15 protein-coding genes are annotated in these 11,228 nt (G+C 37.4%); 2 read left to right on the top strand and 13 right to left on the bottom strand.

Going from position 1 to position 11,228, the window contains the following annotated elements:
- Window positions 1-580 precede the first annotated feature (580 nt).
- From ACZZZC_RS09550 to ACZZZC_RS09535, 4 genes are all read right to left on the bottom strand, one after another.
- Complete coding sequence (locus tag ACZZZC_RS09550) at window positions 581-1,072, bottom strand: hypothetical protein (RefSeq protein ID WP_463487055.1); 492 nt, start codon at window positions 1,070-1,072, stop codon at window positions 581-583.
- Complete coding sequence (locus ACZZZC_RS09545; RefSeq protein WP_463488232.1) at window positions 1,069-1,518, bottom strand: AAA family ATPase; 450 nt, start codon at window positions 1,516-1,518, stop codon at window positions 1,069-1,071. Before ACZZZC_RS09545 ends, ACZZZC_RS09550 begins: the two co-directional genes overlap by 4 nt.
- A 317-nt stretch (window positions 1,519-1,835) precedes the next feature.
- Entirely contained in the window at window positions 1,836-2,945 is a 1,110-nt protein-coding gene (locus tag ACZZZC_RS09540) for an NADH:flavin oxidoreductase/NADH oxidase (RefSeq protein WP_463487054.1), read from the bottom strand.
- Window positions 2,946-3,031: 86 nt separating this feature from the next.
- Window positions 3,032-3,376 (bottom strand): EthD domain-containing protein, encoded by a 345-nt coding sequence (locus tag ACZZZC_RS09535; RefSeq protein ID WP_463487053.1) that lies wholly within the window; start codon window positions 3,374-3,376, stop codon window positions 3,032-3,034.
- Window positions 3,377-3,477: 101 nt separating this feature from the next.
- On the opposite strand from ACZZZC_RS09535, the gene ACZZZC_RS09530 reads away from it, so the two are divergent.
- Window positions 3,478-3,825 (top strand): winged helix-turn-helix transcriptional regulator, encoded by a 348-nt coding sequence (locus tag ACZZZC_RS09530; RefSeq protein WP_463487052.1) that lies wholly within the window; start codon window positions 3,478-3,480, stop codon window positions 3,823-3,825.
- A gap of 725 nt (window positions 3,826-4,550) precedes the next feature.
- On the opposite strand, the gene ACZZZC_RS09525 is transcribed toward ACZZZC_RS09530, so the two are convergent.
- From ACZZZC_RS09525 to ACZZZC_RS09510, 4 genes are all read right to left on the bottom strand, one after another.
- Entirely contained in the window at window positions 4,551-4,952 is a 402-nt protein-coding gene (locus ACZZZC_RS09525; RefSeq protein ID WP_463487051.1) for a hypothetical protein, read from the bottom strand.
- Window positions 4,949-5,215, bottom strand: a complete 267-nt coding sequence (locus ACZZZC_RS09520; RefSeq protein ID WP_463487050.1) for a helix-turn-helix domain-containing protein — start codon at window positions 5,213-5,215, stop codon at window positions 4,949-4,951. Before ACZZZC_RS09520 ends, ACZZZC_RS09525 begins: the two co-directional genes overlap by 4 nt.
- Before the next feature lie 210 nt (window positions 5,216-5,425).
- Window positions 5,426-5,554 (bottom strand): hypothetical protein, encoded by a 129-nt coding sequence (locus tag ACZZZC_RS09515; protein ID WP_463487049.1) that lies wholly within the window; start codon window positions 5,552-5,554, stop codon window positions 5,426-5,428.
- A 12-nt stretch (window positions 5,555-5,566) separates the two neighbouring features.
- Window positions 5,567-6,613: a PLP-dependent aminotransferase family protein gene (locus tag ACZZZC_RS09510; protein WP_463487048.1), complete on the bottom strand. Its 1,047-nt coding sequence runs from the start codon at window positions 6,611-6,613 to the stop codon at window positions 5,567-5,569.
- Between the two features lie 289 nt (window positions 6,614-6,902).
- On the opposite strand from ACZZZC_RS09510, the gene ACZZZC_RS09505 reads away from it, so the two are divergent.
- Entirely contained in the window at window positions 6,903-7,370 is a 468-nt protein-coding gene (locus ACZZZC_RS09505) for an Lrp/AsnC family transcriptional regulator (RefSeq protein ID WP_463487047.1), read from the top strand.
- Between the two features lie 89 nt (window positions 7,371-7,459).
- On the opposite strand, the gene ACZZZC_RS09500 is transcribed toward ACZZZC_RS09505, so the two are convergent.
- The 5 genes from ACZZZC_RS09500 to ACZZZC_RS09480 all read right to left on the bottom strand — a co-directional run bounded on the left by ACZZZC_RS09500 (window position 7,460) and on the right by ACZZZC_RS09480 (window position 11,225).
- The gene (locus ACZZZC_RS09500) at window positions 7,460-7,840 is read right to left on the bottom strand and encodes a hypothetical protein (RefSeq protein ID WP_463487046.1); all 381 of its coding nucleotides are present in this window, start codon (window positions 7,838-7,840) and stop codon (window positions 7,460-7,462) included.
- A 233-nt stretch (window positions 7,841-8,073) separates the two neighbouring features.
- Window positions 8,074-8,709, bottom strand: a complete 636-nt coding sequence (locus ACZZZC_RS09495; RefSeq protein WP_463487045.1) for a DUF2911 domain-containing protein — start codon at window positions 8,707-8,709, stop codon at window positions 8,074-8,076.
- Window positions 8,710-8,716: 7 nt separating this feature from the next.
- Entirely contained in the window at window positions 8,717-9,739 is a 1,023-nt protein-coding gene (locus ACZZZC_RS09490; RefSeq protein ID WP_463487044.1) for a cytochrome-c peroxidase, read from the bottom strand.
- Window positions 9,740-9,744: 5 nt separating this feature from the next.
- Window positions 9,745-10,542: an MbnP family protein gene (locus ACZZZC_RS09485; protein WP_463487043.1), complete on the bottom strand. Its 798-nt coding sequence runs from the start codon at window positions 10,540-10,542 to the stop codon at window positions 9,745-9,747.
- Between the two features lie 38 nt (window positions 10,543-10,580).
- Window positions 10,581-11,225 (bottom strand): SCO family protein, encoded by a 645-nt coding sequence (locus ACZZZC_RS09480; protein ID WP_463487042.1) that lies wholly within the window; start codon window positions 11,223-11,225, stop codon window positions 10,581-10,583.
- Between the last annotated feature and the right edge of the window lie 3 nt (window positions 11,226-11,228).

Raw genomic sequence — 11,228 nt, 5'->3', positions numbered from 1 at the left:
GTTGGGGAATTTGCAGATCAGTCGACAGCTGAGATAAAGAAAATCCCTTCAGACCGCCAGGCCTGGATTATGCGTCTCGATTCTTATCCTGAACAGATCAAATCAATCTTGAGTCCAAAATTAAGTTCCAAAACGTCTACAGTACCAATCTGCTGCGATCAAAATGGATCTTGAAGAAGCAAGCAATAATCAACGAATTTATTAGCCGTTATAACGCAGTTTTAAACCTCTGAATCGATTTTGAAAGCCAAAGCGATGATGGTATACAGAAGATTAAAAGCCGACCTTAAAACCACTTAAAATAAGCGTAATACACTTTATAAGGTAATCGGTGCACATTTTGGAGCGAAATAAAGTGGCCACCTTACCCGGAAACCTGGGCCACTTTTGGAATAATCCCAACTGATAAAACAGTTTATTGAGAAAGCATTTTTTTTGAAAAAACTGATAATCCTAAATTCTCAATTCCTTGACCTAGGATTACACATGACAATCTAAAATTTATTCAAAAACGAAAATATAAGCTGGTTCGAACCAGCTTATATTTTTTACTCCTGAAACAAATGAACCGTAATTCTTTTTAAATTTTAATTGTTCCTGAAACATTTAAACGTACACGGTATCGATCAAAAAAACGCCTTTTCTGCTCTAAGTTTAATACCTCAAAAGCACGATGCCGACGGTTACATAAAAAAGCTCTTTTATGCCTTATAGCACTTAAATCATGGTGCTCACTAAATACATTTAATGTACTTACCAATTGGTCTAAACCATTTTCTATCCAAGCCGTACGAACGTTTTTCAGCTCCACTAATACCAAGTTATCAGCGTATAATAACATACCATCACAACTCCTCTCCATTTGCTGATTATCTCTAAAAATCTGCACACAAGCATCAATGGCTGAAAATCTAACCTGAAGTCCGTTAGGGTTTAAAATCTCGGCATTCCAATCCGAGCGCGCATCCGTCCTGGTATAAGCTTTGCTCCCATCCTCATTATCACAAATACCAAAAACAACATCATTACGCTCCAGCTCTTGGCACTCGGTCGCAAAAAAATTTATCCTCATAACTCTTCCTCGATCGCCAATAATTCATCAAAGAGTTCATTACCTTTAACTAGAGAAAGATTCAGGTAATTTTTATCCGTCGGGATACCATGATAGTCAGGCAGCAGCTCTACGCTGCCATCCCCAGTCATTTGATAGATCGCAACATCATCTGGATCTACAGATGCCTTTAAATCCATAAGGTGATTCAAACGATCAAGTAAATTAGCTTGCGAACTAATCTTGCCATATAGCAACCTAATTTGAATGGCTAGCGTGATATAATTGATAATATATGGACTGTGTGTAGTTATTATTAATTTATTTTGAGCATTATAATTATTAAATGTCAGTAGCTCTTTAAGCACCTCCCACTGAGATTCTGGAAATAAGTTTTGCTCTGGTTCTTCCACTATATTGATAAAGGACGTCTTATTAAACCTATTTGAAAGCGCAGATAATGCAATTCTTCTTTGTTCATCGGTAAGTTGGAGATTTCGCTAGGGGTGATCAACTCATTTCGGAATTTAAGTCAAGTCTCATTAGGTCTAAACTGACCACTTCAACTAATTGATAATTAATATTCTACAAATGAGTCATGTGTTTTCTTGGACTGGTAAATCCGCTCCGGAAATACCTGGTCAATGAAGCCGAAATCTCCAGTCAGGTATTTCTCTGCCCTCTTGTACTATCACTTTACGTTCGGATTATGATTTTCAGAACAAAATGCACTCAGATTAAATAGTATGCTATCACATTAAGGACTATTAGGTGTTATTATTGCCTAACCTTTATATTTCTCTAACCAATAAGCATCTGAGGTAGGCAATACCCATGATGGCCTATCCAAGCCTAGCTTTACGGCAGCATAGTATGCCCAATTTGGATTGGCTAAATGCGCGTGGCCAATCATAACGATATCTAGTTCTTCACGCTGTACAGCATTTTCGGCTAAATCCGGTTCACCAAATCCCCATGCAGATGCTACAGGCAGTCCGGTTTCTTTGCGGATACGTTCAGCTATTGGTGCCATAAAAGCTGGACCCCATGGAATATTTGTTCCTACAATAGTAAATCCTACACTCACATTCAAAAGATCTAATCCAATAATTTTCATGTCTTTGATTAACTCAATGGCTTCCATCATGGTCTGCTCATCATTACCGTCAAATTCGAGCACCCCAAATCTTGCCGTTAATGGCAAATGATCAGGCCAAACTTCACGAACAGCCGCCAGGGTTTCTAATATAAACCTTCCACGTCCCTTTGCATCAACACCATACTCGTCCGTGCGGGTATTAGAATGGGATGAAAAGAAACTTTGCGCCAAATAACCATGTGCAAAATGTAGTTCCAGCCACTCATATCCTGCATCAAGGGCGCGTTTAGCAGAACTTGTAAAATCACCTTTAACACGCTGTATATCGTTGATTGACATTTCTTTGGGAACTTTAGGAAGGGCTCCACCAAAGGGAATAGCTGATGGAGCAATGGTTCCCCAACTGTTTGCATTTCCATCCGGAATATGATCCCCGCCCTCCCAGGGGATATTTGTACTTGCTTTCCGTCCAGCGTGAGCAATCTGAATGCCAGGAATTGCTCCTGCTTTTCTAATTCCCTGGGCTATATCTTTGTGCTTTTCCATTTGTTCATCATTCCAAATCCCCAGGCATCCAGGTGTAATACGTCCCTCTGGGGATACAGCTGTAGCTTCTACAATTACCAGTCCAGCACCTCCACGGGCAAACTGTGCGTAGTGGGTAATATGCCAATCGTTAGGAATGCCTTCCGTTGCCACATACTGGCACATTGGTGGAACGGCAATTCTATTACGGAGTTCTACATTTTTTAACTTGAAAGGGGTAAATAACTTTGGTAAGGTGTTATCTTTCATTTCTTTTCTATTCTTTCGTCATCCTGTAAATCAATAACGCCCATCCACTTGATGGGTTAGATCGGCGTTAATGATAAGGTTATTAATTATGCACCAGCTTTAACGATTGTTTCATTGGTTGCCATTGCAACATAGTTTTGAGTATCAAAAAATGTAGGCTCATCAGGATGGATCTTTGTCAGGTAATTTTCTGAATTGAAGAAGCTATTGAAATCCTCAAATGAGTCAAACGAGATTTCTACTAGCGCATCGTATATAGGCTTAGGAAAACCTTCAGCTACCATAGGGTGGTTAACTACATACTTTCTAACGTAAAGTTCTGCCTCAGGAATGGAAATGAATAAGGGAGCGTGGTGATTTTTGTGATAATCCACAAATTCTTCAAAGCTCAGGTGTGGTAGTTTGTTTACTAAAAATGTAAATTTGATCATTGTCTTTATTTATAATTTGAGACAAACTTATTTCATTACATATAATGCCGCAAGTACGCACAAATTTGTGCTTATTTGCTATGACAATTGATTGACAAGCGATGTACAAAAAGAAAATTCCAATTAGGACGGATTGTGGACTACACGTATTTAAGGAACTTTTGAATGGAAAGTGGAAACTGATGCTGATCTATTACATTTCAGATGGGATAAAGAGGCCAGGCGCTTTGCAGAAAAAAATTGCTGCAGATAGGCGAGTACTGACCAAACAATTAGATGAATTGGTGAAAGATGGGTTTGTAGATAAAGTCTCATTTGACACCAAAATCCTCAAAGTTGAATATCAGTTAACAGCTCTAGGATTTAGTCTCTTGCCTTTGATAATCAGTCTGGAAAGCTGGGGCGAAAAAAATAGAGCTATTTTAGAGAAAGCCATAAGTGAACAATAACTGAATTATAAATGCCATTTTTTTAATTGCACTAATAAGTAGTGAACAACGAACCACCAATGGGGGTTCTAAAACTAATCGGGTTTTAGTTAAACGAATTATTAAATATAGGTGGAATAATGATAATAGATTACGCGAATACAATCCATATTCCAATCTATAGTTCCAAGTTATAAGAAGAACTTTCTAAATGTAAATTGATTGTAAAATCAACAGGGATCTTGTCTTGCCTAGCTTGATCCCTTCGATATTTAGCGCTTAAGGAAAGTATAAATGATCTTATCTACTAAGATTAAAAGGTTATTTGAATTTAAGTTCAGTTGTTCGAAATTTTGGAGCCGATCTAACCTAAACTCCTTTTATCAGGCCTTAACAAGCAGTAGCCAACGAGATAATTAACCTTTAGCCCAGTTTCTTAGATCGAAATGATCTCGTACTTAACTATTGTTCTATGGGTGACCTTATCGTTGCGGTTTTTATATTTTATCCGTATATATGAGTTTGCGATTATTGCATCATTTATCGCATTGATAATTTCTTGTTCAATATATTGTGAGGTTGCAGCTATTGGATTTACTGAGATATTGAACTTTCGAGCGGAATTCAAAATAGGAGCTGAAATTAAATCTACTGGATTATTGAATTTTCTTATACTTAAAAAATGATTTTAGCGGACAAAAGAAGTAGGAAATTAATAAGAAGGAATTTCTCAGAAATTCACAGGGTTAGTCGCGATAATCTGAAAGCCGATGAAAGAAATACAAGAACCTTAGCTTTGATCTTCCAGGCTGAAAGCGTTTGGCAATGAAAATGATGCTAATGTATTTTCGTTTCTGCATTAAAATACTCAAAATGGAAGTTTCACTACCTAACTTGGGATGGTAAGACGGTGCGTATTTAATGATGCCCGATGACACCAAATTATTGATGCATTGGTGGTAAGTTGCAATGGATTTAACTGATGCCAAACCCATTAATTTCCTTCTTGAAACTTTGACATTGTCAAGATTTTTTTGCTCCCATGCTGTCACGACAATTGCCAGATAAAGGCTTATAAAGAATGGAGAGAAGTTACTTTTATTTGCAAATAATAGAAACTGGTTCAGTTGATTAATATTACTTTTCACCTTTTCCCCCCGTTATGTAGTAAGCTTTGGATATCGCTAAGGGCATAATAAAAAATACTACCGACCTTTGTGAAAGCGAGTGTGCCATTTATTCTCAGGTTTTGCAAGGTCCCTGGAGAGATATTGAGAACCTCGCGTACTTCTGGGCTTCTTAGCCACTTTTTATGTTCTTTCATTTCAGGTTTAAGTATCTCTTTTAGCTCAGCAATAAGCGAAGTTCTAAACTCCTTCAGATCTTCTTTTGTAATTAGGTCTATATTCATTTTATTTAGATAATATTTTGCATGTTGGTCATTCAATGATTTAGTGGTCCAGCTTTAGCTTGGAAACCACGAAGGGAAAAAATTTCAGTATACTGATCTCCAAATGCCAGCGGCATTTATTAAACCGGCCGGCATCCACCGACCGATTTTATCATTAACTAAACTATTTAACCTTCTTTTATAAAGTTCCTTAAAATAATTTTTATCGGATTAGATCCATTTACCGTCGCTACCTTCTTCCCGCTCTTGCTTTTGTCGCTTCAACACAATTCGATTTAATACATAGGAAAGCATATAAAGGGAGAGTAAAATCAATGCTAAAATTTCTCTTGATTCCATATCCAATTCAGTTTATTTATTTTCTTTGTTATAATCCATCTCCAAACACTGCATAGAATTGATCAGTTGAAAAATTTCGTCCTCTTTGCATTTTTCCAAATTGACCGAAAAATCTCCCTGAGGTAGTCGATTGACTATGTTTAAATTTTCTTTATCCAGTTGAAGAATGAACCTGAATTCATCTTCCGGGTTTGCAAGAAAAAATCTAAGGGCGTGCACTGAACGGTCTTTTGAATTAACTATAGCCCGGAACTTTGTATTTCGTTCAATTTCGCGGTACAATGAAAGAGACCAGCCGCATAAGCGGTAAATATTTCCTTGCAGACCTCCATTTGCTTTAAAATCCATAAGGTGGCGATGGAATAAAAATATATCCTTAAAACTTGATTCAACTGCCTGGTTTATCCAATTTTTTATAAAAGGTTCAGTGAAGAGTGTAGACCTGGATTTTTCCAAAAGTGAATCCCGGATAAATATAACGGACAGATTTTCCGGTATTATACCCTCTCCTCCTTGAGCATACACCAAGTCAAAAAAATCAAAGGAAATTTCGGCGTTGAATAAATCAGCTGACCGGTCACATATCATCGGGACTGAAATCTTTGGGAATTCTGACACTCGGTTGCCCTGTAAATCATTCGTCGAGGTTAGGTGCAAAAAGGAAATATTTTGTGGCAGCCAGTCGCACTGAGGGACGTATGAATAGTATGATTCTCGGGAGGAACCTATTATTTCTACATCGAAATATTTTCTTGCAGCAATGATTGCTGCAGACGAGCGGCTTCCTGTATCCAGAAATCCGCCCCGTATTTCTTTCGAAAAATTCAAAATGGAGAAAATACTTGTTTGCTCTATTTTTCCACTATTTAACACCAACACATGATAATCCTGTGGGATTTGCAATAATTCGCGGAGCAAAGCCTCTACTTTGTCTACTTTTAGTTGTAATCTGGGGTCAGCTACGTTGTTCAAACTCCCACCGTCAATGGATGACTTTACTGTTATTTTTTTAAGTTTATTGTAGCCTGGATACGAATTATTTTGATTCTGCTCTTCCATAGTATTCTGCTGATGACAGGGCAAATTTCAATACGATAGCTGGGTAACGGAAACCGCAGCAAAAAAATGGTCTAAAATACTTTTTGGCGATAAGGACACCTAATTATATTTTGATGCCTACTAAAAGCTAGAGCCAAATTAAAATTTAATTTTATATGGTTAACAAAAATGCAGGGAGTAATTGTAATTAATACACTATCAATTGATTACAATAAAATTCATTACTTTTTATCTTCCAAAAATCCTGATTTTTAAATATCTTCGCCCGACCAAATTAAAACAGATAAGTATGTCAGAATATGTATTGGATGAAACCGACAGCGGCATCTTGAATCTGCTGCAAAGGGACGGCGATCTCACTTACAAGGAAATATCGGGAAAACTTAGAAGAAGTAAGTCCAATATTGTTCAACGCATTAAAAATTTAAAGACTGAGGGATATATTGAAAAAAGCGTTGTACTGATCAACATTCAAAAAATCAGAAATATATTCACTGCTTTCCCCATTGTTCAGTTAAATAACCATGGACAGGATTCGATCGATATTTTCAAGCAGCAGATGACTGGATATCCTCAGGTCATGGAATGTTATCATGTGACCGGTAATTTTGATTTTATGTTAAAAATAGTCACTTCTGATATGATTGCTTACAATGATTTTCTAAGGGAAAGCATTGCAACAAATCCGTTGGTGGGCAAAATTCAGAGCTTCATGGTGTTATCACAAAGCAAAAAGGAAACTGCTTACCTGCTTTAGCTGTGGTATTATGAGTTACTTGGTTAGAAGCTTATCTATCTCAACACCTATCTTGTATAGAAATTTGAGTTTGGTAAAAATTCTCTATTTTAAGAAAACTGTCCGTCGACCACTGAGTACCTGATGATTGTAGCCCTATCTTGAGCATCATCATTCCAGATACAACTATTCATGTTCCAATATCTATAATAAATTACAACTGTAGTTTTTCCGCTATCAATAGTGCCTTTTCCAGTTTTGTCTTGACCAGTACCGGTATATATCCTAATGTATTCACCTTTTTTCAACTTAGTTGCTGGAAGCTGGTAAAAATGTCTGTGAACGTTAGATAATTTTCCTTCTGAGAAGGTTCTGTCCAGAATTGCAAATTCATTTAGATCTACATCCATTTTCGCAACCAGCTCTATATATTCTGTATCGGGTTTGAAGGTGTTTTTTACTGTAGCGATTTTAAGTTCCTTTATCATCATATAATTGTGCGGTTTTTATAACAAAATTAATCAATTTAGGGGTTATTTGGAAGTTATAAGCAAGAAATCCGAGCTATTCAATCCACCTGATTTCCTTCGAAGGCACAATGTTGATAGCCGCGTTTTAAGCCAATATTTTCGATAGCAGGTTTTTGCTAACATGTTTTATTCTTGGTATCTAAGAGCATGTTAAATAATTCTCAACATGCTCTTAAAATTAATAATGGTATATATTATGGAGTACCAATAACCGAAAAAGATATCTTTAAATAATCCCATTCCATACTCACCATCCCGCCACCTTCAGGTATTCTATTAACTTTATAAGTTAACCTTTTAATTGGGGAGGATAGCTTTTCAGGGGTTGCCTGAATACGGAGAACATCCTCACTTTGTTTATAATCATCAGTGAGGTGTTGATCAAAATTGGTATTGAAAATGAGCGTCCAGCTTTTTTTCCCTGGGATTGCAAAGAATGCGTACTCACCTGCTTTTATCCGATTTCCATTAATTTTCACATTTTTACTAAATCTTATTTTGGTCGCATCATGGGCACCTGCCACCCATAATTCATTAAGGGGAACTAGTCCACCCCATATTACCCTTCCCTTTGTTCCGGGGGAACTATAGGTGATGTGGATGTGGCGGCCATCAACATTCCCCATGGCAGTACGGTGAGGACTACCTTTGAGGGTATCAGTCTTAATTATTCCGGTATTAACTTTAGTCGAATACCGTTCTCCATTTCCGCCAGAAGCATGATGATGGTGCTCCGAGGACTTCTCAACACTCTTATTATCCTTATTGGTACAGGATAATATGCCCACTGCCACAAAAATGAATGCTATTATTGTTGTCGTTTTTTTCATGATATTTTTATTGTTCGGATAAATCCCTGCGTGTGATAAAATGTTTATCATCTAAAGTTTTAAGAAAGGCTTTCAGATTCATCCTTTCATCAGCAGTTAACGGAAAGCCAAGTCGCCCATTTTTCTTTAGGAGCGGATCAAGGGTATGATGGTCTTGTACTCCCATAGTATAATGGTCTATAACTTCATCAATTTTTTCAAATCTCCCATCATGCATGTATGGCGCTGTGAAAGTTAAGTTTCTCAATGAAGGGACTTTAAATTTAAGCCTGTCCTTTGGATCAAGAGTAATGGCTTGCCTACCCGTATCAGGATTGAACTTATTGTCCAATCCATTGTTCCTAAATGACCCATCAGTAAATAGCGGTTCTTGATGGCAGCTGCCACAATTATTAACAAATATCTGATACCCTTTGCTTTCTTTCTCTGTAAAACGAACTCCGGTTTTACGCATTACGCTATCGTATTTTGAATTGCTACTGATACACATGATCATAAAATTGGAGAGTGCTTTAAAAACCTGGTTTCCGGTAATCTCATCCGATCCATACACCGTTTTGAACCTGTCGCGATAATCCTTTTTTGAACGAATTTTCGCTAAAACATTTTCCATATTTTCATCCATTTCTACAGGGTTGGTAATGGGTGAGATTGAAAACAAATCCAAATGAAATACGCCACCGTCCCAGAAGAACGCTTTGTTCCAGGCAAGATTCATGATTGGCGGGGAATTTCTATTTCCCAGACGATCTTCAATTCCATGACTGACGTCATGCCCATGTTGGGTAAAAGCCGATGACTGTACATGGCAGGAACCGCATGAAATGGAGTTGTCCCGTGATAGTGCAGTTTCATAGAACAATTTTCGGCCAAGCTCGAAGCTTTCCTTGGTTACAGGATTTTTTGAAACGTCATATACAGGATCCGGAAAATTTTCCGGTCTTATGAAGCCATCAAAAATGGATTCGCTGAAAGATGCGAAGACTACAAATGAAAATAGCAGTACTAACACATAAATTTTGTTTAGCATAACTATCAATTTTTAGTTGAAGCATGACTGAACATCTCTGTATAATTTTCTGCAATTAGTCTACTAAACTCACCGAACATGACTGCTGAATGGCTTGCTATACTGACTTTAGTTTTTCCATTAAAGATTTGCAGAGCATCCGTTTTTAATACGATACGGCTGGTATGATTTTTTTTTGCGTTAACTGATCCTTTTTTGGAAAGGTCAACGGTAACCGTGCGAATATTATTTACAGATGGTTTGTTGTATCCACCAAATCCGCCGATGTGATAGCGGAATTTTCGCTGTCCAGTCCTGTCTAATGCTGCTTGCTGAGATTCCCCTTCCAACTTCATAAAGATGTAACCGCTGTTCCATGCCCAGTACATTCCTTCCAACATGCCTCCTGAAATATCAAGTGCTCCTGTTCGCTGGCTGATATCCATTGTACTTCTTGTACTGTCTACGCCTATGGTGAAGGTTATTGCGGTATATTTTCCCGGAGGAACATTCAATTTGATTTGTTTGCTGGAAGGATCATTTTCTTTAACCAGAAAATAACTGCTGTCCTGTGGGATTACATATTCTGCGCCACCTTTTTCTAGCAATTTTATATTGCTGATAAAGTAATTGAACGTTGTGATATTGAATTGCTCTCCTGTTTGATTTGAGTAGGTTTGAGCATGGAGTTTCAAAGGCTTATCACCAACGAAATTCCTGAACTCCAAGGTAAACCCATTATTTTCAGAGGTTTGAGCGAGCGATGAAAAATTATTCAGGAAGGTTGTAACCAAACCCATCACTATTATTATTTGAATTTTCATTTTCTTTGTCAATTAGGTTATTAATTAATTGTGTTATTTTATTCTTTTTGCAACAGGATTTGCATATCCTTGATTAGTTGGGCTACTTCTGAATCTTCAGTTCCGAGATATACCCCTCTTATCCTTCTATGCTCATCCACCAATATCAGGTACCCGGAGTGGGCAAAGCCACCAGGTGTATCCGGATCGGTAGCGACGGCTGATAAATAGTTATTTTCAGCCAATGGATAGATCTTATCTTTGCTTCCATGTAAGAACTGCCATCTAGAATCACTGACGCCCAATTTATTGGCATATGCTTTTAGCACATGGGGTACATCACTTTTAAAATCGATACTATGCGATAAGTAGAGAATGCGGTTGTCATCTTTGAACTTTCTATAGATTCTAAGCATATTGCGATGCATGATGGGGCAAATTGTAGGGCATGAAGTAAAAAAGAAGTCGGCAACGTAGATTTTTCCATCGAACATTCTGTTTGTTATGTAGGTACTGTCCTGGTTCAGAAATTTGAAATCTGGAATCGTTTGGTAAATGGTATCAACTACTTTTTTACCATTAACAACCTTTTGTTTTGTTACCTTAGTTCCGTAGATAGGCAGACTGCCCGGACCCAATTCACAGCCGTATATTAGGGTTATAAACAACAATAAAAAACTGATTTTATCTAAGTGCCTCATCATATT

The sequence above is a fragment of the Pedobacter sp. AC212 genome (assembly GCF_979258625.1).
This window is presented reverse-complemented; position numbering and strand designations above follow the sequence as displayed.